Source organism: Natroniella sulfidigena, from assembly GCF_023223645.1.
GTDB lineage: Bacteria > Bacillota > Halanaerobiia > Halobacteroidales > Halobacteroidaceae > Natroniella > Natroniella sulfidigena.
The window spans coordinates 241766-267654 of record NZ_JALKBY010000001.1; the positions used below are offsets into that span (position 1 = coordinate 241766).

Annotated in this window: 19 protein-coding genes, 1 rRNA gene and 1 other RNA gene; all 21 read left to right on the forward strand. The window is 35.1% G+C overall.

Going from position 1 to position 25889, the window contains the following annotated elements; genetic code table 11:
* Positions 1-4 precede the first annotated feature (4 nt).
* The 21 genes from secF to MWH28_RS01255 all read left to right on the forward strand — a co-directional run bounded on the left by secF (position 5) and on the right by MWH28_RS01255 (position 25828).
* Positions 5-865, forward strand: a complete 861-nt coding sequence (gene secF, locus MWH28_RS01155) for a protein translocase subunit SecF (RefSeq protein ID WP_248617426.1) — start codon at positions 5-7, stop codon at positions 863-865.
* Positions 866-1010: 145 nt separating this feature from the next.
* On the forward strand, positions 1011-1367 hold the full coding sequence (locus MWH28_RS01160; protein WP_248617427.1) for a phasin family protein: 357 nt from the start codon (positions 1011-1013) through the stop codon (positions 1365-1367).
* 78 nt (positions 1368-1445) lie between these two features.
* Positions 1446-3116, forward strand: coding sequence for an ABC1 kinase family protein (locus MWH28_RS01165; protein ID WP_248617428.1), 1671 nt, complete (start codon positions 1446-1448; stop codon positions 3114-3116).
* Between the two features lie 91 nt (positions 3117-3207).
* Positions 3208-6714, forward strand: a complete 3507-nt coding sequence (gene recJ, locus MWH28_RS01170) for a single-stranded-DNA-specific exonuclease RecJ (RefSeq protein ID WP_248617429.1) — start codon at positions 3208-3210, stop codon at positions 6712-6714.
* Positions 6715-6757: 43 nt separating this feature from the next.
* Positions 6758-7270, forward strand: coding sequence for an adenine phosphoribosyltransferase (locus MWH28_RS01175; protein ID WP_248617430.1), 513 nt, complete (start codon positions 6758-6760; stop codon positions 7268-7270).
* 30 nt (positions 7271-7300) lie between these two features.
* Positions 7301-9457: a RelA/SpoT family protein gene (locus MWH28_RS01180; protein ID WP_248617431.1), complete on the forward strand. Its 2157-nt coding sequence runs from the start codon at positions 7301-7303 to the stop codon at positions 9455-9457.
* Positions 9458-9477: 20 nt separating this feature from the next.
* Positions 9478-10101: an MBL fold metallo-hydrolase gene (locus MWH28_RS01185; protein ID WP_248617432.1), complete on the forward strand. Its 624-nt coding sequence runs from the start codon at positions 9478-9480 to the stop codon at positions 10099-10101.
* A 14-nt stretch (positions 10102-10115) separates the two neighbouring features.
* Positions 10116-11612: a coproporphyrinogen dehydrogenase HemZ gene (hemZ, locus tag MWH28_RS01190; protein ID WP_248617433.1), complete on the forward strand. Its 1497-nt coding sequence runs from the start codon at positions 10116-10118 to the stop codon at positions 11610-11612.
* A 99-nt stretch (positions 11613-11711) separates the two neighbouring features.
* Complete coding sequence (locus MWH28_RS01195; RefSeq protein WP_248617434.1) at positions 11712-13280, forward strand: peptidylprolyl isomerase; 1569 nt, start codon at positions 11712-11714, stop codon at positions 13278-13280.
* Between the two features lie 30 nt (positions 13281-13310).
* Entirely contained in the window at positions 13311-14573 is a 1263-nt protein-coding gene (gene hisS, locus MWH28_RS01200) for a histidine--tRNA ligase (RefSeq protein ID WP_248617435.1), read from the forward strand.
* A 25-nt stretch (positions 14574-14598) separates the two neighbouring features.
* The gene (gene aspS / locus MWH28_RS01205; protein WP_248617448.1) at positions 14599-16377 is read left to right on the forward strand and encodes an aspartate--tRNA ligase; all 1779 of its coding nucleotides are present in this window, start codon (positions 14599-14601) and stop codon (positions 16375-16377) included.
* 111 nt (positions 16378-16488) lie between these two features.
* A non-coding RNA gene (ssrS, locus tag MWH28_RS01210) (6S RNA) lies at positions 16489-16669 on the forward strand.
* A gap of 111 nt (positions 16670-16780) precedes the next feature.
* Positions 16781-17353, forward strand: coding sequence for a 5-formyltetrahydrofolate cyclo-ligase (locus MWH28_RS01215; protein WP_248617436.1), 573 nt, complete (start codon positions 16781-16783; stop codon positions 17351-17353).
* 155 nt (positions 17354-17508) lie between these two features.
* Complete coding sequence (locus MWH28_RS01220; RefSeq protein ID WP_248617437.1) at positions 17509-18804, forward strand: replication-associated recombination protein A; 1296 nt, start codon at positions 17509-17511, stop codon at positions 18802-18804.
* A 231-nt stretch (positions 18805-19035) separates the two neighbouring features.
* Positions 19036-19665 carry a YigZ family protein gene (locus MWH28_RS01225; protein WP_248617438.1) on the forward strand — a complete coding sequence of 210 codons (630 nt, stop codon included), beginning with the start codon at positions 19036-19038 and terminating at the stop codon, positions 19663-19665.
* Positions 19662-20279 (forward strand): YczE/YyaS/YitT family protein, encoded by a 618-nt coding sequence (locus MWH28_RS01230; protein WP_248617439.1) that lies wholly within the window; start codon positions 19662-19664, stop codon positions 20277-20279. The genes MWH28_RS01225 and MWH28_RS01230 overlap by 4 nt, the downstream gene beginning before the upstream one ends.
* A 259-nt stretch (positions 20280-20538) precedes the next feature.
* Entirely contained in the window at positions 20539-21000 is a 462-nt protein-coding gene (locus tag MWH28_RS01235) for an RrF2 family transcriptional regulator (RefSeq protein ID WP_248617440.1), read from the forward strand.
* A gap of 77 nt (positions 21001-21077) precedes the next feature.
* Positions 21078-22244 (forward strand): cysteine desulfurase NifS, encoded by a 1167-nt coding sequence (gene nifS, locus MWH28_RS01240; RefSeq protein ID WP_248617441.1) that lies wholly within the window; start codon positions 21078-21080, stop codon positions 22242-22244.
* A 51-nt stretch (positions 22245-22295) separates the two neighbouring features.
* Positions 22296-22733, forward strand: coding sequence for a Fe-S cluster assembly scaffold protein NifU (gene nifU / locus MWH28_RS01245; protein WP_248617442.1), 438 nt, complete (start codon positions 22296-22298; stop codon positions 22731-22733).
* Positions 22734-22764: 31 nt separating this feature from the next.
* On the forward strand, positions 22765-23838 hold the full coding sequence (gene mnmA, locus MWH28_RS01250) for a tRNA 2-thiouridine(34) synthase MnmA (RefSeq protein WP_345894738.1): 1074 nt from the start codon (positions 22765-22767) through the stop codon (positions 23836-23838).
* A 465-nt stretch (positions 23839-24303) separates the two neighbouring features.
* Positions 24304-25828, forward strand: a 16S ribosomal RNA gene (locus MWH28_RS01255).
* The last annotated feature ends 61 nt before the right edge of the window (positions 25829-25889 follow it).

The following is a 25889-nucleotide window of genomic DNA, read 5'->3' on the forward strand; positions in this document are numbered from 1 at the left end:
TAATGTGGATATTATAGGGAAAAGAAAGATCTGGATGGCGATGTCAACCATCTTAATTATAATTGGAATTGCTTCATTACTAACTCAAGGATTAAATTTAGGGATAGATTTTCTTGGTGGTACAATCATAGAATTTGAATTTGAAGATAGAGTAGAGGCTCATGAAATTAATGAGATTTTAGCTGAATTTGACTTAGAAGAAAGAAGTACTGTCCAGCAAGTTGAAGATAATGATGTTTTAATCAGAACGGATGAGTTAGAACAAGAAGAATTAGTCAATCTTCAAAATAGAATTCAAGAAGAATTTCCAACTGCAACTTTATTAAGGACAGATGTTGTTGGCCCTACAATTGGTGAAGAATTAAGTAGGGGTGCCTTATTGTCTTTACTAGTAGCAGCAGTTGCTATTGTGATTTATATTAGTATTCGTTTTGAATTTAAATTTGCTATGGCAGCTATTATAGCTTTGCTGCATGATGTTCTAATTGTAGTTGGGGCATTCTCAATCTTAGGGCGGCAAATTAACCAACCATTAATCGCTGCTTTATTAACAATAGTTGGATATTCAATCAATGATACGATCGTAATTTTTGATCGGATTCGAGAGAAATTGAACTTTGCTAGTAAGAAAGAGACCTTTGCAGAGTCAGCTAATCAAGCTGTTGTAGAGACTTTACCTCGTTCAATTAATACATCTATAACAACTTTATTGCCGATTTTAGCAATCCTATTTTTAGGTGGTACAACTATTCAGAATTTCATGATTGCTTTATTAGTTGGAATGCTAGCAGGGACTTATTCATCAATCTTTGTAGCAAGTCCAGTCTTAGTAGAGTGGGATGAAAGAAGTAAAGCTAAAGCTTAAATAAAAACCTCAGTCTTAATTAGGACTGGGGTTTTTCTGTTAATTTGTTATAAATTTGTTGAGTAATGGATAATATTTTTTTAGAAGTTGGCAAATTTTCAAGGGTATGATATAATAAATTACAAATATTGGAGGTGTAGAGCCAATGATAAAACTCTTTAAAGAGACAATGGTCACTGGGCTAGGTGCGTTATTATTTACAAAAGAAAAAGTAGAGGATATGGTTCAGGAGCTTATTGATGAAGGGGCTGTCAATCGTGAAGAGGCAGAGCAATTAGTCGATGAAATGATTAGTAAAGCTCAACAACAAAAAAAAGAGATGAGGGAGAAGATTTCGTTGGAAGTAGAAAGAAAATTAGCTAGGACTGGTTTTGCTAAGAAGGAAGAAGTAGAAGCACTAAGAAAGAAGATTGAGCATTTGGAGTTACATATTCAAGCATTGGAAGAAGAGATTAAGGCAACAAAATCTACTGAGAGTATAGAAGTAATAGATGATAATTAAAATTCAACTGTAGGGTTAGAAGATCAGTTCTAACCCTTTTTATTGATTTGAATGATTATAAAGCGGGATGGTGGAGTTATGTTCTTTCGAAGAATCAGCAAGCGTTATAAGCATATTAAGCGTTATAGGGAAATAGTAGAGGTATTGATTAAACATGGTTTTGGTTACTTAATAGAGGTAATGGATTTACATCAATTTGTTCCTTTACGCAAAAGAATTAAAAAGTTAAAATCATCTAGTTCTAGTCAAGATTCTAAAGCTATTAGAGTTAGGAAGGTATTAGAAGAGCTAGGGCCAACCTTTGTTAAATTAGGTCAATTGTTAAGTACTAGACCTGACCTGGTTCCGAAACGTTATATTGAGGAATTAGAGAAATTACAAGATCAAGTACCACCGATGGAGTTTGAAACGGTGCTAGAAGAGATAGAGCAGGAGTTAGGTACTACTTATCAAGACCATTTTAAAGAGATTTCCCCGCTCCCTTTAGCTAGTGCTTCAATTGGACAAGTTCATAAAGCAATTTTAAAGGATGGGCAGAAAGTAGTAATCAAGGTTCAAAGGACGAGTATTGAAGGTAGGATGGAAACAGATCTAGAGATTATGTCTGACTTGGCTGTAGTGCTAAAGAATAGAGTTTTTGCTGATGGAGTGATTGATCCAGTTGAAATAGTAGATAATTTCTCAAAGTATATCAAACAAGAATTAGATTATCGAATTGAAGCTAAAAATGCCATTAAATTTAATAATAACTTTAGTCAAGAGTCTGAAGTTAAAATCGCTAAAATATTTTGGGGTTTGACGACTAGAAGAATGTTGACCATGGAATTTATAGATGGAATTAAAATAAATAACCTGACTGAAGAATCAAAGAAAGGTTATTTGGCTAAACTAATTAGTAAATCCTTTCTAAAACAGATTTTAATTGATGGCTTCTTTCATGCCGACCCTCACCCTGGGAATATTTTGATTACTTCTGATTATAAATTAGCGTTAATTGATTTTGGTTTGGTAGGTCAGATGAGTCAAGAAGATCGAGAGAAGGTTGCCAGTTTATTTATAGCTTTGATTAAAAAAGATATGGAACAAGCAATTGAAGAGTTATTAGAACTTGGAATGATAACTAGGGAAATAGATATTAAAGCTTTAAAACGTGATTTTTATAAATTAATAGATCGTTATTATGGTCTAGCAATAAAAGAGATTGAATTTGCTCCTGTTTTAAATCAGATTTTAGAATTATCCTTTAAGTATAAGATAAAATTACCGATAGAGTTTATACTATTAGGCAAGTCTTTAATGACGGTTGAAAGGATTGTTACAGAGATAGATCCAGAATTTGATATTTTAGAAGTAGCTAGACCGTTTATTTATAAGATAATTAAAGAGCGATTACGACCTAAGCGTTTAGCACAGGATATATACAGTCAAATTGAGGATTTAATAACTGTCTTATTCAAATTGCCAGAAGAGTTACATACTATATTTAAATTAGTTGAAAATGATAATTTGGAAATAACCTTACGTCATATTGGAATTAAGAGATTGATATCTAAATTAGATATAATAACTAATAGATTATCTGTTTCAATGATTATTTCAGCTTTAGTGGTTGGTTCTTCTTTGATTATGTTATCTGATCGAGGAGCTACTTTATTGGGGTATCCAATCATAGGAATTTCAGGTTATTTAATAGCAGCTTTATTGGGGATTTGGTTAGTAGTTTCTATTATTCGCTCAGGTAGATATTAGATTAAATTGTAGTTCAGGCAGGAAATTTATTTTGGTTCTAGAATCTATATCAAGGCTATTTAATTTTTAATAGAGCTAATGGAGGGTTAAGATGTTAAGCAAACGGGGAGCACAATGGAAATTAAAGGATGATGAACAGGAAAATATCAACGATTTGGTCAAGGAGTTAGGATTAGATCCAGTAATAGCCAAAATATTAGCCAATAGAGGTTTAAAAGCTCCTCAGCAAGTAGAGGAGTTTTTAGATTTTAGTTTAGAAAGGTTAAATGATCCTTACTTATTACCAGATATGAAACAAGCGGTAGCTAGAATTAAAGCGGCTATAAAAGGTAATGAGCAGATAGTTATTTATGGTGATTATGATGTTGATGGGATTACAGCAACTTCATTATTGGTGGATTATTTAAAAAAAATAGAAGCTAAAGTTGATTATTATATTCCTAATCGCTTAGAAGAGGGGTATGGTTTGAACGTATCTGCTCTAGAGTCATTAGCCCAGAAAGGTGCTAAGTTAATTATTACTGTTGATTGTGGAATCAAAGCCCACCGACAGATAAAGCATGCCAATCAATTAGGATTGGATATGATTATTACCGATCATCATCATGCTCCACAACAGCTTCCTGATGCTGTAGCAATTGTTAATCCTAAACGAGCTGATTCTTCCTATCCTTTTTCTGAATTAGCAGGAGTTGGAGTTGCTTTTAAATTGGCTGCTGCTTTGGAATTAGAAGTAAGAAATAAGGATTTAGAGTCATTATATCAAGAGTACTTAGATTTAGTAGCCTTAGGGACAGTAGCTGATATTGTTCCGCTAGTAAAAGAGAATAGAATTATGGTCAAGCATGGTTTGGTCAAAATTAAAAATACAGCTAAGTTAGGTTTAGCTGCTTTGGTTGAAGTTTCTCAATTGGCGGATAAAGAGATCAATACAGGAAGAGTAGGGTATAATTTGGCCCCTAAGATCAATGCTGCTGGTAGAATAGGTGATCCAGCTTTAGCAGTTGAGTTATTATTAGCTCAAGAAAAATTAGAAGCTAAAAGGTTAGCTAAAAAGTTAGAACAATTAAATAAGCAACGTCAAGAGATAAGTCGGCAGATGTTTGAGGAAGCTGAAGCGATTATTGAACAACTAGATTTGAAAAAAGAGTGGTTTCTTGTTCTTGCTTCTCCTAATTGGCATCCTGGAATTGCTGGAAATGTAGCCTCTGATATCTGTGAAAAGTATCATCGTCCTACCATTTTGATTTCTCAAGATAGTGCTGGAAAATGGCAGGGGTCAGGAAGAAGTATTAAAGGGTTTAATATTTATGATGCTTTATTAGCTAATGAACAACTGTTAGAACGATTTGGAGGGCATAAGCAAGCAGCTGGATTAACAATTACTGAAGAGAATATTAAGAAATTACGAGCTAATTTAAATGATTATATTAAGCAAAGCTTAGAAGCTAGTGATTTAAAACCTGTATCAAGAGTTGATGTTGAAGTAGGATTTGATCAGCTTGACTTTGCTTTGGTCAATAAATTAGAACAATTGGCTCCGTTTGGTTTGCGAAATCCTCGTCCTGTATTAATGAGCAAAGATGTTACTGTCAAGAATTTTAGAGTGGTAGGTAAAGATGGTAAACATCTTAAATTGACTGTAAGTTCAGCAGGAGAGGTAATTGATGCGATTGCTTTTAACCAAGCAGTCCTAGAAGCAGACTTACTGGAACAAAAGCAGGGGATTGAAGTGTTATTTAATGTAGAGATTAATCAATGGCAAGGAAATAGCTCATTACAGTTAAAGGTTAAAGATTTTAAGTTTCCTCAATCTGATTTTATAACTAATATGTTTATTAGAGGAAGAAGAAAAACAGATGCTGCTCAATTAGTTACACCAAAAAATTGTTATACGGAATTTGTTGAATTATTATCTAGCACTCCTTCTCAACAGTTGGAAAGTTTGGCCGTTGGGGATAGATTGTTATTAGTTTCTGAAGTAGATGATTTATCAATCAAGGTGTTGACTTTTGAGCAGAGGATAATTGGTTATTTGAGTGAAAAATTAAGTAGGCAGTTAATCCCTTCTCTTATCTTAGGCATTGAGTATGATGTTGTTATATCTCAAATAATAGATCATAATGATGGATTACAGTTAAAGGTTTTTATTCAACAGGCAACAGATAAGGAGCAAATAAGTGAGACTGAACTGGAAAGTGAGCAACAAATTTTAACTGAGTTTGATTCTCAGCAAATTTATGACAGTTTAATCAAACAGCAGAATACTTTGGCAGTTTGGCCTGCTGAAAAGATTAATTTGAATACGTTAGCAGAAGTTAGCGCTTTAGAAGTTATAAAACTTGCTCAAATTGTTGTTGTGGTGATTCCATTTGCTAGATTAACTAAGCAGCGTTATCGATTCTTTAAAGAAAAACTATCATCTTGGGGTATTAAAGTATTTAGAGGTTCTTCTTCGCTAACTTTAGAGGAGAAGGAGGAATTAAAATTCAGGTTGCATACGGGCCAACTTGATCTCTTATTAGTTACACCTGAATTTGTTAAATCTCATTTAGAAGCTTTAGATAAAATTAAAGACAAAGTTGGTCTGTTAGCACTAGATTATAATTATGAACTAGAATTATCTAGATCGCAATTTCAGCAATTCCATCAAGTAGCATTAAATTTAATTGATTTATTTGCTGAATCATCAATTTTAGCATTGCTTGCTAAAGTTAATTCTGAGTTGAAGAAGAAAATAACTACTGAGTTGGAAATTGAAGAAACTGTAATTGCTGATGTTGAACCCAACAACTATTGTTTATTAGATAATAGGAATCATTTTAATAAAATAGGTTATATTAAACAGCTTATTGCTCAAGAAGAAAAGGTGATGATCTATGTCAATACTCAACAACAAGCTATAGATTTAGCTATTAAGCTAAGGGCCAACAATCCAGATGTGACTGATAAGATTATTTATTATCATTCAGCTTTAACTACTACAGAAAAGAATCTAATTAAGGATAAATTTAAAACTGGAGAACTAGAGGCTGTTGTGGCTACTGAGCCACTTTGTTTGATTGAAGTTATTAGAGGGGTTAATCATATTATCTTTGTCCAACCACCTTTTAACCAATCTGAATTTAATGATTATATTGCTCAAGTTAAAAAGAATGAAGAAGAACTTACAGTTCATCTGTTGTATCAAGACCAGGATTTAGAGACTAATCAAATCTTGTTGGAGCGATTAAATCCTGGACGAGAGATATTGGTTCAATTATATATCTTGCTGGTTGAAGAGAGTAGTGAAGATGGAGTGTTGGTTATAGCTGAACAAGAGCTGGTCGATTTATTGGCCCTAAGAGTAGGAGAAAATGTTATCCCTAAGACTATTGTAGCTGGATTAGATATATTTATGGAGTTGAAGTTAATAAATGTTTTAAAACGAGAGCAACATAACTTGAGGATTAAATTATATCCTCAACCTAAGGCTAAACTAGACTTAGCAAGTTCAATGCGTTATAATGAAGGTGTTAAGGAAAAAAAGAGATTTGACAAGTTTAAAGAGGCTTTTCTTAATAATCAAACAGAAAAATTAATAAGTTTGATTAATTGAGTCTAATATAAAAAGGATATTTCATTGAAAGGGGAGAAGAAATTTGAATTTAACAGATAAAATTAGAACTATTCCAGATTTTCCAAAGGAAGGAGTCCAATTTAAGGATATTACTACTTTATTAAAGGATCCAGCAGCATATCAGGAGGCAATCAATCAATTAGCTGAGCGTTATCAAGAGGATGAGATAGATTATGTGATAGGAATTGAAGCACGTGGTTTTTTAGTTGGAGCTCCTCTCGCTTTGGAGTTAGATAAAGGCTTTATTCCTGTTAGAAAGGAAGGCAAGTTGCCTGGAGATATTATTAAGATGGAGTATGATTTAGAGTATGGTAGTAATATTTTAGAGTTACATAAGGATGCTATTGAAACTGGAGATAAAATATTAGTTGTAGATGATTTATTAGCAACAGGAGGAACAGTCAAAGCTACATTAGAATTAGTAGAAGAGTTGGGTGGAGAGATTGTAGAAGTTGCTTTCTTAATGGAGTTGGCAGATTTAGATGGTAGAGCGAAGTTAGAGGATTATGAGGTCTTTTCACTAATTATAGATTAAGTAATTTTAAAAATATGGGGGAGCATAAAGATGTCTCTACAAAAATTATTAACGGAGGTAGAATCTTATACTGAAAATCCTAATTTAGAATTAATTGAAGAAGCTTATCATTATGCTAAAGAGTTTCATCAAGGACAGTATCGGGTTTCAGGGGAGCCCTTTGTCAGTCATCCCCTGAATGTAGCTCAAATAATGGCTGAACTAGAGTTGGATGTAATCTCAATTGTAGGAGCATTATTGCATGATGTAGTGGAAGATACAGAGGTGACTGAAGCTGAGTTAGAAAAAGAGTTTGGATCAGAAGTTACATTACTTGTCAGTGGGGTAACTAAACTCAGTAAGATTGACTTTAAGTCGCGAGAAGAGCATCAAGCTGAAAGCTTGCGAAAGATGTTTTTGGCTATGGCTAAAGATATTCGGGTGATTTTAATAAAATTAGCGGATAGATTGCATAATATGCGTACTTTACAGTATTTATCTGAGGAAAAACAGAAGATTAAAGCTACGGAGACCCTTGAAATTTATGCTCCTTTGGCCCATAGATTAGGGATGTCTCGTTTGAAATGGGAATTAGAAGATCTAAGCTTTAGATATTTAGAACCTAATAAATATTATGAACTAGTTAATAAAGTAGCTAAGAATAGAGATGAGCGAGAAAGCTATATAGAAAATGTTATTGATCAAGTAAATAATAAATTACTTGAAGTAGGGATTAAGGCTAAAATATATGGTAGACCGAAACATTTATATAGTATTTATCAAAAGATGGTCAAGCAAGATAAAGAATTTAGGGAAATATATGATTTGACGGCTTTAAGGGTGATTGTTAATTCAGTTAAAGAATGTTATCAAACTTTAGGGTTGATTCATGATTTGTGGAATCCAATGCCAGGACGGATTAAAGATTATGTAGCAATGCCTAAATCAAATATGTATCAGTCACTACATACAACAGTGATTGGCCCTAAGGGTGAACCATTAGAAATTCAGATTAGAACTTGGGAGATGCATCGGACTGCTGAATACGGAATTGCTGCTCATTGGCGTTATAAATCAGGGAATCAAAAAGAACAGGATTTTGAAGAGAAGATATCCTGGTTACGACAGTTATTAGAATGGCAAAAGGATTTACAGGATGCCAAGGAGTTTATGGAAACTTTAAAGGTTGACTTATTTGAGGATGAGGTCTTTGTTTTTACTCCTAACGGGGATGTTGTTTCCTTACCTAAAGGAGCCAGTCCTGTAGACTTTGCCTATAATATTCATACAGAGATTGGTCATAACTGTGTAGGGGCCAAAGTTAATGGCAAGATGATTCCTCTAGAATATAGATTAAAAAATGGTGATATAGTTGAGATTATAACTTCTGCTAATAGTGGGCCAAGTCGAGATTGGGTCAACTTTGTTAAAACCTCACGGGCCAAAAGTAAGATTAAACGCTGGTTTAGAAACCAAAGAAAAGAAGAGGTTGCTGCTAAGGGTAAGGAAATGCTAGAGACAAGGTTAAATAAAGAGGATGTCAATTTGAAGGAAGAAGAAAAGAATAAAAAGCTAAAGGAAATAGCGGAGAAGATAGGGGCTACTACAATTGAAAGCTTATATACTAAGATTGGTTATAATAAAGTCTCTGTTTTAGATATTGTAAAGAAATTAAAGCCACAAAAAAAGAAACCATCTCCTGAAACTGAATTAAAGAAATTAAAAAAACACAGCAATATCAGTAATCGCTCTAGGAATAAGGGCGTTAGGGTTAAAGGGATGGATGATCTTTTGGTTAGGATTTCTAAATGTTGCAATCCTCTTCCTGGTGATCAAATTTCTGGTTATATCACTCGAGGGCGAGGAATTTCTGTTCATCGTTCTGATTGTCCAAATTTAAAAAACTTAATCGAGCAAGAAGAAGAAAGAATTATTGATGTAGAGTGGCATGTAGATCAAGAAACTTCTTATGAAGTAGAAATTGAAGTTGAAGCATGGAACCAACGTTCATTACTCAATGATTTGACATCAGTAATTTCAGAAGCTAAGATAAATATCACTTCAGCCAATGTACGAACAACTAAAGATAGATTAGCTTATATTAATATATCTTTAGAAATAAGTAGCTTAGAACACATGAAAGATATAATGAAAAAGTTAGAACAAACAGAAGGAGTGCTCAGTGTTCAACGGGCCAACCCAGCCTAAATATCAAAGGAGGAGAGTAGATGTTTACTAAAAGGTTATCTGTGGGCAATTTAGATGTAAATTGTTATATTGTTGCAGATGAAGAAACTAAAGAAGCGGTAGTGATTGATCCTGGAGCTGAAGCTAATAGGATTTTAGAAATTATAGATGATAATGATTTTCAGGTTAAATATGTAATTAATACTCATGGACATAGTGATCATATTGCAGCTAATTCAGATATTATTGAAGCAACTAAGGCAGAATTATTGATTCATGAAGAGGATGCGGAGTTTTTACAGAACTCAGAGTTAAATCTTTCTTCTTTTATTGGGCTGATAGGACAAGAGCTAGACTGTCCTCCAGCAGATCGTTTACTGAAGGATGGTGAAGAAATTGAAGTTGGAAAGTTAACTTTTGAAGTGATCCATACCCCTGGTCATACCCCAGGTGGTATTTCTTTGCGGGTAGATGATATTCTATTTAGTGGAGATACCTTGTTTGCAATGGGAGTTGGTAGAGTTGATCTACCACGAAGTTCTCATCAAGCCTTGAGAGATTCAATTAATAAAATTCTAGCAATTAAAGAAGACTTAAAATTATATCCTGGTCATGGGCCAAGTTCAACTTTAGAGCAGACTAAAAAGCAGAATTCTTATATCTAGGAAGGGTTTTAAAAGTGAAACTAGGATTAGATTTAGAAGATAAATATTATAATTCAGTTAAAAGTATGTTGAAAATTCTAACTCCTCAGCTGGATCTTTATCAGTTAAGTAAGTTATCAACTGCAGAAGTTGATTTAGCAATAACTGTTGATTTAGATCTCAGTCAAGGAATTAAAGTTCAAGCTAGTTTGATTGGAAATAGTTGCTATCAAAAACAGATCACAGATCAAGAAATTTTAGCTGATATTTATGATCAACAGGATTTTGCTAAAAGAGTTAAACATAGAATTAAGCTGATTATTTTTAGAGTTTTAAGTGATTATTTTGATTATCCTTTAAGTCCTTGGGGTATTTTAATTGGAGTTCGTCCTACTAAGCTGGGACATTATTTATTAAAGAGGGGCTTTAGTTATCAAGAGGTTGAAAAGAAATTTAAAGATATTTATGGTGTTGCCCAAGAAAAGAGCGAGTTATTAATTCAGGTTATTAAAACAGAACGAAATTATTTGCTTTCGCCTCAAGAAGTAAAAAAGAGAGTCAGTATTTACTTAGGAATTCCTTTTTGTCCAAGCAGGTGTAATTACTGCTCTTTTGCTTCTTATCCGATTAAAGAACATAAGGATTGTTTAAGTGATTTTTTAGCTGCTTTAAATTATGAGCTAGAGACTATAGGGCAACAGATTAAGGATTTAGGATTGATAGTTGATACAATTTATATTGGTGGAGGAACTCCTACCGTTTTATCTGCTGATCAATTAGAGAATTTGTTAAGTAAGTTAACTGAAAAGTTTGTTACTGCTAAACTAAGAGAATGTACTGTGGAAGCAGGTAGAGTAGATACAATTAATCTGACTAAGTTGAAGTTATTAAAGGAGTTTGCTACTACTCGAATCAGCATTAATCCTCAAACAATGAATCAGACTACGTTAGATAGAATTGGTCGACAACATACAGTTGAGCGAGTGGAGGAAATTTTTAAGTTGGCCCGGCAACTTGGGTTTGATAATATCAATATGGACTTAATAGTTGGTTTGCCAGGAGAAAAAATTTCTGATTTAGCTGGGACTTTACAGCAAATCAAGAGATTACAACCTGATAATTTAACTGTTCATACCATGGCGATCAAAAGAGCTTCTCAATTAAACCGGGATTTAGAGCAATCTGAACTACCAGCTAAGAAGGAAGTTGAGCAGATGTTGGCATTAACCAAAGAATCTGCTGAGCAATTAGGATTAAAACCTTATTATATGTATCGGCAAAAAAATACTTTAGCTAATTTAGAAAATGTAGGATTTGCAAAAGAAGGTAAGGAATCAATCTATAATATTTTGATGATGGAAGAAAACCAAACAACAATTGGTCTAGGAGGAGGAGCAGTAACTAAGCTGGTTGATCCTTCAGACTGGTCATTACAAAGATTAATTAACCCTAAGTCTCCTTACCAATATATTGGAGAGGTTGAGAAGAGGACGACTAAAAAGATGACTAAATTGACAAGTCTAATTAGATAAGTTACAATAGTAGTTGAGTTTTTGAGTTGTTAAATTGTTATTAAGTCGATTAGGGATTAGTTTAAATTTATTTTTATATTAGATAGGGAGGAAAGTGAGATGATTTTTAATTCATTGAGAAGTAATATGAAGATTGTAATTTATGTAGTGGTAATTACCTTCGCTTTAGGAGGAACTGTAGCATTTTTAGGTTTCTCTGGGAGTGGTAATTCTGCTGGGACACAAGGAGAACAACAGGTAGATCCACAAGGGCAAAGTGGGCCAATAGCAGTAGTTAATGGTGAAGAAATTCCTTATCAAGAGTATAGCCAGCAATTAAATAATTATTTGCAACAATATGGTGGAGAAGTTAGTGGAGATCAGATTTTAGAATTGAAAGCTCAAGTTTTAAATAGTATGGTTGAACAGGAGTTAGTTTTACAAGAAGTTGAAAATAGAGGAATTGATCCGGTGGTAACTGACGAGGAAGTAGAAGAACAAATAGATCAGATTATTGAGATGTATGCATCATCTGAAGAAGAATTTGAGCAGTTATTAGAGCAAAGTGGAGTTACTATTGAACAGGTAAAAGAAGATCTTAGAATTAATTTAGCACACCAAAAAGGAATAGAAAAGTTAATAGACCAGGTTCAAGATGGAGCTGAAGTAAGTGAAGATGAATTAACTCAGAGTCTTGAAGAGGTAACAGCAAGCCATATTTTAATCCAAACAGATGATAAGACTGACGAAGAAGCTAAAGCTAAAGCAGAAGAAGTATTGGAATTAGTCAATGAAGGAAGAGATTTTGCTGAATTGGCAGAAGAATATTCTGAAGGACCATCTGCTCAACAAGGTGGAGATTTAGGTTCATTTGGGCAAGGAGAAATGGTTCCTGAATTTGAAGATGCAGCATTTGCTTTAGAAGTAGGAGAGATAAGTGATTTAGTTAAAAGTGAGTTTGGATATCATATTATTAAAGTGACTGATAGATATGAAGTTTCTGATGAAGAGATTGCTGAGCGAAGAGAAGAATTAATAGACGAAATGTTAGCAGAAAAACAAAGGAAGACACTTGATGATTTAGTAGCTGAATTGAAAGAAGATGCTGAAATTGAGGTTAAAGATAATGAGCTTGAGGCATTTAATGCTGCCCAAGATGGTGACTATGAGCAAGCATTAGCTAGTTATAAAGATGCTATTGCTGAAAATCCAAATGCTTATTATTTGTATAATAATTTAGCTGAAGTCTATCAAGCAAAGGGAGATAGAGAAGAAGTAGTTACAACTTATCAAGAAGCTATTGATAGATATCCTGAACAAGTAAGCTTTTATAAGAATTTAGGTCAGTTATATTTAGAAGATGATGAGGTTGAACAAGCAATTGATATTTATCAGCAAGGTTTAGCTGAGAATGAAGATGAAGCTGAATTGTATCTATTGCTCGGAGATTTATATCGTCAAGAGGAAGATGATGAAAAGGCACTTGAAAATTATGAGCAATTTGCTAATTTATCCGGTGATGATTTAATGGGTTATTATAGATTGCATAATGCTTATCAAGAGATGGGATTAGAAGAGAAAGCTGAAGAAAAATTAAATAAGATAGAAGAGTTACAGCAAAATATGCAACAACAGATGCAACAGCAACAAGGTGAAGCTCTAGAAATTGAAGATAGTGAGTTAGAATAAATTGTTTGCTAGTTTTAGAGGAGGGTTAAAATGAAGGTTAGAGCTCCAAGAGGAACTAATGATCTATTACCTCAAGATACTGCCAAATGGCAGTATCTTGAGGATAAATCAAGAGAGATATTTACATGTTATAATTATCAAGAGATTAGAACTCCAATCTTTGAAGCAACAGATTTATTTAGGCGAGGAATTGGAGAAGCAACTGATATTGTTGAAAAAGAGATGTATACTTTTACTGATAAAGGTGGAAGAAGTATTACTTTAAGGCCTGAAGGAACTGCTTCAGTGATGCGGTCATTTTTAGAGAATAAAATCTATGGACATGCACAACCAACTAAATATTTTTATACAGGGCCAATGTTCAGATATGAAAGGCCACAATCAGGTCGCTATAGACAATTTCATCAGATTGGAGTTGAAGCCTTAGGGGCTGATAATCCAGCTATTGATGCTGAAATTATAGCTTTAGGAATTCAGTTTTTGACTGAGTTAGGATTAGAAGATTTAGAGGTTCACCTTAACAGTGTAGGTTGTCCAGAATGTCGTAAGAATTATAGAGATAAATTATTAGATTATTTTAAACCGTACTTAGAAGAGCTTTGCTCAGACTGTCAAGATAGATATGAGCGTAATCCATTACGAATTCTTGATTGTAAAGCTGATCGTGGACAAGAATTTATACAAGATGCTCCTAAAATATATGAAGAGTTATGTACGGAATGTGATCAACACTTTAAGCAAGTGCAACAACATCTTGATCTATTAGATATTGATTATATGTTGGATGCTCGATTGGTAAGAGGGCTTGATTATTATACCAAAACTGCTTTTGAGGTGATCTATAAAGGGTTAGGAGCCCAAGATACTATCTTTGGTGGAGGTCGGTATGATGGGTTGGCCCAAGAAGTAGGTGGGCGTGATATTCCTGGAATCGGTTTTGCTATGGGGGTAGAAAGAATCTTATTAACTTTAGAAGAGCAAGGTATTGAATTACCAATTGATCAAAGCATAGATTTATTTATTACTACAATTGGTGAGGAAGCTGAACAAGCTGCCTTTAAGTATCTTTACTCTTTACGCCAAGCTGGCTTAAAGGTTGAAATGGATTATTTAGGTCGTAGTGTTAAAGGGCAGATGAAATGTGCTGATCGTAATAATGCTAATTATAGTATTATTTTAGGTGGAGATGAATTAAATAAAGGTGTAGCTACTATTAGAAATATGAAATCTGGAGAGCAAGTAGAGATTAAATTAGATAACTTAGTTCAAGAAATGAAAGAGCTAATAGAATAGTCTAGGAGGGAATATAATGAGTGGAATGAAAGATTTAGTAAGAACCCATTCCTGTAAAAATTTAGGAATTGAACAGGTGGGCGAAGAAGTTACTCTGATGGGATGGGTACAAAGAAGAAGAGATCATGGAGGAGTTATTTTTGTAGATTTAAGAGATAGATATGGATTGGTACAAGTTGTTTTTAATCCTGAAATAGCAGCTGAGACATTTGATTTAGCCAATCAATTGAGAAAAGAATATGTAATAGCTGTTACAGGAGAAGTTATAGCTCGGCCTGAAGAGATGGTTAATGAAGATTTAAATACTGGAAAGATAGAAGTTCATGTAGAAGAATTACATATTTTTGATGAGGCTGAGACTCCTCCGTTCTTAATTGAAGATGAAATTAATGTAGGGGAAGAAGTAAGGTTACAGTATAGATACTTGGATTTAAGAAGAAATAAGATGCAGGAAAATTTAAAGTTGCGACATCAAGTAAAAAAATCTGTTAGAGATTATTTAGATCAGAAAGATTTCTTAGAGATAGAAACACCTATGTTGACTAAAAGCACCCCTGAGGGAGCTCGTGATTTTTTGGTGCCTAGTCGCTTACATACAGGAGAGTTCTTTGCTCTACCCCAATCTCCACAATTATTTAAACAGTTATTGATGGTCTCTGGAATGGAAAGGTATTATCAAATTGTCCGTTGTTTTAGAGATGAAGATTTAAGAGCTGACCGTCAGCCTGAATTTACTCAAATTGATTTAGAAATGTCCTTTATGAACCAAGAAGAGATCTTAGAATTGGTAGAGCAGATGATGGAAGAGATGTTTAAAGCAGTTGGTTTTGAAGTACCGGCTGAATTTCCACGTATGACTTATCAAGAAGCAATTGAGCGTTATGGAACTGATAGACCGGATACTAGATTTGGACTGGAGTTAGTGGATCTTTCAGAAGTTGTAGAAGATAGTGAATTCAACGTCTTCAGTGGGACTGTTGCTAATGGTGGATTAGTCAAGGGGATTAATGCTAAGGGAGCTGCTGATTTTTCTAGAAAAGATATCGATGAACTAACTGATTTTGTTGGTATTTATGGAGCTAAAGGGTTAGCTTGGATTAAAGTTGAAGAGGATGGAGTTAATTCTCAAATTGCTAAATTCTTATCTGAAGAAGAGTTAACTGGTATTTTAGATGAAATGGAAGCAGAAGCTGGAGATCTATTATTATTTGTAGCGGATAATCCTACTGTCGTTGCTGCTGCATTAGGTAATTTAAGATTAGAGTTAGCGGATAGATTAGATCTAATTGATCATGAGCAATTTGAATTCTTATGGGTTACAGATTTCCCATTGTTAGAGTGGGATGATGAAGAGAAGAGATATGTTTCATTACACCATCCATTCACTATGCCTAAAGAGGATGATATTTCATTATTAGATACGGCACCTGAAGAGGTTACAGCTCAAGCTTATGATTTAGTCTTAAATGGAATTGAAATTGGTGGGGGAAGTATTAGAATTAATGACCGTCAATTACAGGAGAAGATCTTTGGATTATTAGAGATGGGTCAAGAGGAGATTGAAGAAAAGTTTTCCTTCTTGCTAGAAGCTTTTGAATATGGTGCTCCACCACATGGAGGAATTGCTTTTGGTCTTGATCGTTTAGTAATGCTACTTGGTAGGCTAAAGAGTATTCGTGATGTAATTGCATTCCCTAAAACTCAGCGGGCTACCTGTATTTTGACTGATGCTCCTTCGCCAGTAGCTGAAAAGCAATTAGAGGAGTTAAATCTTGAAGTTGAGGAAGAGATAGAGTTAGATTAAATTATTTTGAGTGACAGTTTTTTCATTAATTGAAAATCTTATTTTAGATACTAATTTTACTTGAGATGTTTGAAAAAGTATGATATTATTTATATAAAGTTAGAGGGAACATTTGTTCTGCGATGTTCGTGAGTGGATTTATATTTTGCCTAACAGCTTATTATAAGGGAGCCTGGTCTCCATTTGTGGCGTATAAGCCATCTTAGAATGGACATATAAATCAGATGGGAGGGCACCCACTTAAACAATTGAGAGCAAATAAATAAGTCTAATGCGGCATTGTGGAATTATTCTAAAGTCTAGCCATATATGGCTAGACTTTACTATTATATGGACTATCTTTTTAGACTTGTAATAACTTTGTTCTTAGATGATAATTTGACTGTCAAAAGGGGGCTGTTAGATGTTAGCAGAAAAGAAGAAAGAACAGCGGCAAATGGCGACGAAGTATCGGCAAAGGTTGACAGATAGAGAATTGCTAAAAAAGAGTATGGAGATTAAAAAGAAGTTATTTGAGTTAGAGGAGTTTGAGGCTGCAGAAAATATAATGTTCTTTGTCTCTTTTAATAATGAAGTTAGAACAGAATTTATGATTAAAGAAGCTCTTAAACTGGGCAAGAATGTAATCCTTCCGATTACTGATCGAGAAGAGAATAGATTATTACTATCTCAATTAGAGGATTATGATCAGGAGTTAGAGGAGAGTACTTATGGGATTTTAGAACCTAAAGAAGAATATATTAGGTTAATAGAACCTACTGAGTTAGATTTAGTAGTCTCTCCAGGGTTAGCTTTTGATCGAGAACTGAATCGCTTAGGTTATGGTGGGGGATATTATGATCGCTTGTTATCTCAAGCACCGCAGGCAGATAAAGTTGCTATTGCTTTTCATATTCAGATTGTAGATGAAGTTGTTGTAGGGGATTATGACATTCCAATGGATAAAGTAGTTACGGAACAAGAAGTTATTGAGTAATTTGGACTACATAGATGAAGGAGTTTAAATTAATTGGCTTTAATATATTATTTTAAGACTAGGAAGGATATCCTTTAATTTATTTAGAGGATATCCTTGTTCTATTCTAAAAGTTAATTATAAGTATAACGTGATTAAAAAAGAGAGGTGAAAGAATGGATTTGTTTAGCTATCAAGCTAAGGATAACAATCAGCCTTTAGCCGTTAATCTGCGTCCACAGACTTTAGAGCAGTTTGTCGGGCAAGAACATATAGTGGGAGAAGGAAAATTGTTACGCAGAGCTATTGAAGCTGATAGGTTGCAGTCGCTTATTTTACATGGGCCACCAGGAACTGGTAAAACAACATTAGCCAAGATAATTGCTAATACTACAGTATCAGAATTTGAGAGTTTGAATGCAGTAACTTCAGGGGTTAAAGATTTGCGAGAGGTGATTAGTAGAGCTAAAGAGCGACAAGGAATGTATAATAAAAGAACTATTTTATTTATTGATGAGATTCATAGATTTAATAAATCTCAACAGGATGCTTTATTGCCAGCAGTTGAAGAAGGGATAATTATTTTGATTGGAGCTACTACTGAAAACCCATACTTTGAAGTTAATTCACCACTATTATCACGTTCGAGAATCTTTCGTTTGCAGCCATTAACTGAAGAGGATATTAAAATTATCTTGGGACGTGCTGTAGATAAGTTAGTGGAGAGTAAAGATTATAAGGTTAAGTTAACTCCAGAGGCAGTTGATCATTTTGCTAGAGTTGCTAATGGAGATGCTAGAACTGCTTTAAATGCTTTGGAGTTGGCGGTATTAACTACTCGGCAACAAGAAGGAGTCAAGAAGATAACTCTAGAGGTGGCAGAAGATTCAATCCAACAAAAGGCAATTAATTATGATCAGACTGGAGATAATCATTATGATACAATTTCAGCTTTTGTCAAAAGTATTAGAGGATCTGATCCAGATGCTGCTTTATACTGGTTAGCTAAGATGATTGAAGCTGGTGAAGAGCCAATGTTTATTGCTCGTAGATTGATTGTTCATGCAGCTGAGGATATAGGAAATGCTGATCCTCATGCTTTGGTGATTGCTAATGCGGCAGCACAAGCAGTTGAATATGTAGGATTGCCCGAAGCGAGGATTCCGTTGGCCCAGGCTACCACTTATTTAGCAACTGCCCCTAAAAGTAATTCTGCTTTAGTGGGAATTAATCGTGCCTTAGAAGCAGTTAAATCAAAACCAACATCAGGGGTGCCAGTTCACTTGCGGGATAATCATTATCAAGGTGCTAAATTAGGGCGAAAAGTTGATTATAAGTATCCTCATGATTACCATAATAATTATGTAGAACAAGAATACTTACCTAAAGAGTTGGCAGGGGAGAAGTTTTATCAACCGACAGAGAACGGTTATGAAGAGAAGATTAAAGAATTTTTAAAGCAGTTAGAGTAATTTTGATAGCTTTACAGTACATTATCATGAGCGTTAACTTAAGTTGAATTTTGTTATCTTAACTATATTACAATTTAGTTTAAGTTTGAGTTTGAGGCTAAGCCAACCGTTAAAAGCATAAGGGTTTAGGTTTTACTTAAACTTAGACTTAGTCTTAAACTTAAGCTATATATCAATTAAGAACATATATATTAAGTTGATCTAGATGAATGAGTTATTCGGAGGGATAAAATGGAAGACAATTATAAAACTGTAGCAAGTAATATTCGAATAGAAAGAAAGATAAAGAAGTGTAAATTTATAACTTCTATTAAAAATGTAAAGACAACTGAAGAGGCAGAGAAATTTATCAATCAAATTGCAGATGAATTTTCGGATGCGACTCATAATGTATTTGCTTTTAAGGTTGGTTTAGCTGATCAGGCAATTACCCGTTGTAGTGATGATGGAGAACCAGCTGGCTCTTCAGGACCTCCAGCTTTACAGGCACTTGAAGGTAAAGGGATTACTAATGTTGCAGTAGTAGTGACCCGTTATTTTGGTGGAGTTAAACATGGGGTAGGAGGGTTAATTAGGGCTTATGGTGATTCAGTGCGGGAAGCAGTCAAGGAAGCTGGGATTGAAGAGAGGGTTAGGTATTTTAAATTTAGTGTTGCAATTTCTTATGAGTTATTAGGGGAAGTTATTAATTATTTAGAAGGTAGTTTAGGTCAAGTGAAGAATGTGGAGTATAAAGCTGATGGAGTTGAAGTGATTGGCCTAATTAAACCCAGCTTTTTTACTGGCTTAACTGCTAAAATTAAAGAAGCTACTAAAGGAGAAGCAGAGGTTGAAGTTAAAGGAGATGAGTTTAAAAGATGAAGTTAATACAAAAGTGGACTGTATTCTTATTAGGTCATTTGATTGTTAGTTATGGAATTGTGTTGACTATTAGAGCAGAGCTAGGAGTTGCTCCTTGGGATGTTTTTCATATTGGGTTGACCAATCAATTTAGTTTGACTGTAGGTAGAGCTGGTCAAGTAACTGGCTTTGTAATTATTTTATTAAGTTTTGTGGTAGGCAAGATAAAGCCAACCTTAGGTACAATAGCTAATATGTTGCTAATAGGTTTTATGATTGATGGATTAATGTTAGTAGTCTCTAGTCCCACAAATTTAATTATTCGGTATCTTTATTTAGGCTTAGGAGTTATTATTTTAGGCTTTGGGGTTGGATTGTATATTTCAGCTCATTGTGGAACTGGGCCAAGAGATAGTTTGATGATGGCGTTAGATAGAAATTTAAGTTGTGATATTTCGATAGTTAGAGGAGGAATAGAGGTTACAGCTTTGAGTGTAGGTTACTTATTAGGTGGTCCAGTTGGGATTGGAACTATCTTGGTTGCTTTAGGTGTTGGCCCGGTTGTTAGTTATTCCTTAACCAAAATAAATGAATTGAAAAATAGGTTTCGACCAAAGGTTGATTGTTATAATTAAGCTTAAGTGAGGTTAAAAAGATTACTAAGAAGAAGCAGAGCAAATACATAATTATAATTGAGAATGTTAATAATTATAAGTAGGAAAGTAGTGTCTATTTTTGGTAATTATCAGATGTAATTGAATAATAATAGAACCAAGTAACTTTACGGATACATAAGATATAATTTTCAAACTATCATTGACAAATTCCTAGTGCTATGGTATGATTATTCTAGCAAAACCAACAATAAAGGTCGGGATTAACAGGAGGGATTTAATGAAGTTATCAACTAAAGGTCGTTATGGGGTAAGGGCAATGTTTGATCTAGCCTTACACCAAGGTGATGGGCCAACTCCACTTAGGAGTATAGCTGAAAGACAAAATATATCTGAACATTATTTAGAACAGTTGATTGCTAACTTGAGAAAAGAGGGTCTAGTCAATAGTGTAAGAGGAGCTCATGGAGGGTATTTATTATCTAAAGAACCTGCTGAGATAACGATTGGAGATATTATTAGGGTGTTAGAAGGGCCAATTGCACCAGTAGATTGTGTATCTGATAAAGTGGAAGAGGATAAGTGTGAAAATATTACTGATTGTGTTGTTAGAATGATCTGGAAAAAGATGAAAGATAGTATTAATGAGGTGTTAGATGAGATTACATTAGAAGACTTGAGACAAGAAGCTATTAATGCTAAACAAAATGGAGCACAGCATGGTTACATGTATCATATTTAGTAACTGGTAATTAGTAATTAGCAATTAGTAACCAGTCACTAATTACTAGTCACTGAACTAACAAGGGAGGAATAGATATGAATAATATATATATGGATAATGGAGCAACAACACCAGTAGATAGGGAAGTTATTAAGGCAATGGAACCTTATTTTGATCAATTATATGGAAATCCTTCTAGCTTTCACTCCTTTGGAAGAGAAGCTAGGAATGCTATTACTGAAGCTAGAGATGAGGTTGCTCAGCTAATCTGTGCAGATGAAGCAAAAGAGATAGTTTTTACTAGTGGAGGAACTGAGGCTGATAATTATGCCATTAAAGGAGTTGCTTCTGCTTTAGAGGGGCAAGGGAAGCATATCATTACTTCTGCTATTGAGCATCATGCTGTATTGCATACTTGTGAATACTTAGAAAAAGAAAGAGGGTTTGAAGTTACTTATTTGCCTGTAGATGAGGATGGTCTTGTTGATCCTCAGGATGTAAAAGATGCAATCTGTGAAGAGACTATTTTGATTACTATTATGTTAGCTAATAATGAAGTGGGTACTATTCAACCAATTGCTGAAATTGGTGAGATTGCTAAAGATGCTGAGGTAATCTTCCATACTGATGCTGTTCAAGCAGTAGGAACGATTCCAGTTGATGTTAATCAATTAAATGTAGATTTATTAGCATTATCTGCTCACAAGTTTAATGGGCCAAAAGGGGTAGGGGCCCTATATATAAGAAAAGGTACAAAAATTAAAAAGTTTTTACATGGTGGAGCTCAAGAAAGAAATAGAAGAGCCACAACAGAGAATGTTGCTGGAATTGTAGGCTTAGGAAAAGCAGCTGAGTTAGCTAGGAAAAGTTTGAATAAGAAAAGAGAGCAGTTAACTATATTAAGAGACAAGTTGATTAATGGAATCGAAGAGAAGATAGATCATATAAAATTAAATGGTCATCGAACTAAACGATTACCTGGTAATGTTAATTTCAGTTTAAGATATATTGAGGGTGAATCTATCTTAATGAAGCTAGATTTAGAAGGGATAGCTGCATCAAGTGGTTCTGCTTGTACTTCAGGATCATTAGATCCCTCACACGTATTATTAGCAATGGGATTAACTCATGAGATAGCTCATGGTTCTTTACGGTTGACATTAGGTAAATATAATACAGAAGAGGAAGTAGATAGAGTGTTAGAAGTATTACCTAGAGTTGTAGAGGATTTAAGGGCTATGTCACCAATTTATAATCGATAATTCTTATAAAATTCTATTAAATAGAAAATAATAATAAGGGAGTGGCTGTGAATGTATAGTGATAAAGTTATGGATCATTTTGAGAATCCACGTAATGTAGGTGAAATTGAAGATGCTGATGGTGTAGGAACGGTTGGTAATGCAAAATGTGGCGATATTATGAAAATGTATATTAAAGTTGAAGATGAAAAGATTAGTGAAATAAAATTTAAAACTTTTGGCTGTGGAGCTGCTATAGCTACAAGTAGTATTACTACTGAGATAGTTAAAGGAAAAACTATCGAAGAGGCTCAAAAGTTGAGTAATCAAGCTGTGGCTGATGCGTTAGATGGATTACCTCCGGCTAAGATGCATTGTTCTAATTTAGCAGCAGATGCATTACATAAAGCTATCAATAATTATTTAGGTATAGAAGAGGAAGAAGCTAATGGTGAAGAAGATCATCATGCACATGATCATGGAGAAGAGTGTACTTTAGATATGAATTAATAAACTTTAATAATAAAGGGTGAATTAGATGTTGAATAAGGAGCGGGTTGTTGTAGCAATGAGTGGAGGAGTTGATAGCTCCCTAACTGCTGCTTTGTTGAAGAAAGAAGGGTATGAAGTAATCGGAATAACTATGCAGATTTGGCCCTCAACTGAGAATCCTAAGGAGGATGAAGGAGGTTGCTGTTCTTTATCAGCTGTAGAGGATGCAAGAAGAGTAGCTAATAAGTTAGATATTCCGTTTTATGTTGTTAATTTTAAAGATTTATTTGAGGAAAAAGTTATTCAGGATTTTAAAGATGAATATGCAAAAGCTAGAACTCCTAATCCTTGTATCATGTGTAATAGGGAGATTAAATTTGGTGCTTTCTTACAGAAAGCTAAAGAGTTAGATGCTTATTATATGGCTACTGGTCATTATGCTAAAATTGATCAAAACCAACAAGGAAGATATATAATCAGAAAAGCTATTGATGAAAGTAAAGATCAAAGTTATACATTATATAATATGACTCAGGAGCAATTGAAGCATACTCTCTTTCCTTTAGCTGAGTATAAAAAAACTCAGACTAGAGAACTAGCTAAAGAGTTTGGGTTAAGGGTTCATAATAAACCTGACAGTCAAGAGATATGCTTTGTTCCAGATGATGATTATAATAGGTTCTTAAAAGAAAATTATCCTGAGATCATTGAACCAGGGCCAATTCTTGATTTAGAAGGTAATAAATTAGGAGAACATGACGGTCTTCCTTTCTATACTATTGGACAACGAAAGGGTCTTGATTTACAAACGCATAAAAAGTGGTATGTAGTTGAGTTAGATCAAGAAAGAAATGCTGTGATTGTAGGGGATAATGAAGATGTCTTTGCTGAAAGTTTAATTGCTGATGATTTAAATTGGATTGCAATTGAAAGTTTATCTGATTCTATGAAGGTAAAAGCTAAAATTAGATATAATACATCAGCTGCTGAAGCGACTATCTATCCTTTAAAGGATAATCAGGTCAAAGTAGTATTTGACCATCCTCAAAGAGCAATTACTCCGGGACAGTCTGTTGTCTTTTATGATCAAGATATAGTTGTAGGGGGAGGATTAATTAAATAGAAAAGAGGGGATCCCCTCTTTTCTAAGGTTGTAATCTGTTTTTGAAAAAAATTATAATAAGTGCTTGACATTTTAGAAGGTAGATGTTATTCTATTAATTGTCGCTTGCAAGAAATATAGAAATTTAATCATTTCTTGACAAGTTTGAGCTAATATGTTAAATTGTTAGCAGTGCTGGTCAAGGAAGAAAAGTTTTAAATTTTTCTTGACAGATTTAGAATGGAGTGATATACTACTTGATGTTGCCGCAAAAAAAGGAAGTTTGGCGACAAAAAAGATTTCAAAAAAGTTCTTGACAAACAAGAACGAATTTGATAGTATATTAAATGTCGCTTGAGAAAGCGTCAGAAATTGAAGAAGCAATTCGGTCTTTGAAAACTAAACAATGCAATGTTTCAACTAAGCAAGAAGAGCTAGTCAAACTCGTAATTTTGTAAACAGTTTACTGTTTACATTATATAAACTTTATTTGAGAGTTTGATCCTGGCTCAGGACGAACGCTGGCGGCGTGCTTAACACATGCAAGTCGAGCGAGAAAGCTACCTTCGGGTAGTGAGTAAAGCGGCGGACGGGTGAGTAACGCGTGGGTATATACCCTTAAGTTTGGGATAACTTCTCGAAAGGGAAGCTAATACCAGATGATCTCCTTTCGGAGCAAAGGTGGCTTTTATGCTATCACTTAAGGATTGGCCCGCGTCCCATTAGCTAGTTGGTGAGATAACAGCTCACCAAGGCAACAATGGGTAGCCGACCTGAGAGGGTGATCGGCCACACTGGGACTGAGACACGGCCCAGACTCCTACGGGAGGCTGCAGTGGGGAATCTTCCGCAATGGACGCAAGTCTGACGGAGCAACGCCGCGTGAGTGAAGAAGGTCTTCGGATCGTAAAGCTCTGTCTTTAGGGAAGAATACTTTAATTGTGAATAACAGTTAGGGTTGACGGTACCTATAAAGGAAGCCCTGGCTAACTACGTGCCAGCAGCCGCGGTAATACGTAGAGGGCAAGCGTTGTCCGGAATCATTGGGCGTAAAGGGTACGCAGGCGGTCTAGTAAGTCAGAGGTGAAATCCACCGACTCAATCGGTGAACTGCCTTTGAAACTACTAGACTTGAGGATAAGGGAAGAAAGTGGAATTCCTAGTGTAGTGGTGAAATACGTAGATATTAGGAAGAACATCAATGGCGAAGGCAATTTTCTATCTTATACCTGACGCTGAGGTACGAAAGCTAGGGGAGCAAACGGGATTAGATACCCCGGTAGTCCTAGCCGTAAACGCTGGATACTAGGTGTTGGGGGTTCGACCCCCTCGGTGCCGGAGTTAACGCATTAAGTATCCCGCCTGGGGATTACGACCGCAAGGTTGAAACTCAAAGGAATTGACGGGGGCCCGCACAAGCGGCGGAGCATGTGGTTTAATTCGAAGCAACGCGAAGAACCTTACCAGAACTTGACATCCCGTGACTACCTGTGAGAGCAGGGTTTAATCTTTTGGATTACACGAAGACAGGTGGTGCATGGCTGTCGTCAGCTCGTGTCGTGAGATGTTGGGTTAAGTCCCGCAACGAGCGCAACCCCTGTCCTTAGTTGCCAGCACGTCAAGGTGGGGACTCTAAGGAGACTGCCGCGGAAAAACGCGGAGGAAGGTGGGGACGACGTCAAGTCATCATGCCCCTTATGTTCTGGGCTACACACGTGCTACAATGGTCTGTACAGAAGGAAGCGATACCGCGAGGTTTAGCAAATCCTGAAAAGCAGATCCCAGTTCGGATTGCAGGCTGCAATTCGCCTGCATGAAGCTGGAGTCGCTAGTAATCGTGGATCAGAACGCCACGGTGAATACGTTCCCGGGCCTTGTACACACCGCCCGTCACACCACCCGAGTTGGGGGCACCAGAAGTCGTCTAAGGACGCCGAAGGTGTGCCTGGTAAGGGGGGTGAAGTCGTAACAAGGTAGCCGTACCGGAAGGTGCAGCTGGATCACCTCCTTTCTAAGGAGTTATTTCAACTCTAGTCGTAGTTGGAACTTGCATTGTTTAGTTTTGAGAGACT